The sequence below is a fragment of the Sphingobium sp. LMC3-1-1.1 genome (assembly GCF_040676285.1).
Lineage (GTDB): Bacteria > Pseudomonadota > Alphaproteobacteria > Sphingomonadales > Sphingomonadaceae > Sphingobium.
The window spans coordinates 1-255 of sequence record NZ_JBEGHQ010000092.1; the positions used below are offsets into that span (position 1 = coordinate 1).

Annotated in this window: 1 protein-coding gene; it reads left to right on the forward strand. The window is 57.6% G+C overall.

Annotated elements, in window-relative coordinates:
- Positions 1-40 precede the first annotated feature (40 nt).
- Positions 41-255: hypothetical protein (locus tag MRBLMC3_RS23005; protein ID WP_363832715.1), on the forward strand; the 215-nt coding region annotated here is incomplete at its 3' end.

The window sequence follows — 255 nt, forward strand, 5'->3', positions numbered from 1 at the left end:
GTTCAGCTTCTCGGAGAGGGTGTGACGTAGCCGCGAAGAGATGTCGCAGGTAAGGCTGCAGTTTGGCTGGAACGGAGTGGTCGATACTGGAATAAAGCGCCTGCCACGACTGGATACCGCGCTGAGACCATCTAAGATCGTGCTTGATGACAAACTCGTCGAACAGTCCGAGCTCATAACCGTGTCCAATGTACCCAACCTCCTGGGCGTGACAGTCTTGAACGGCGCGTCTTTCGGGCGACAGCTCCCGCCCCG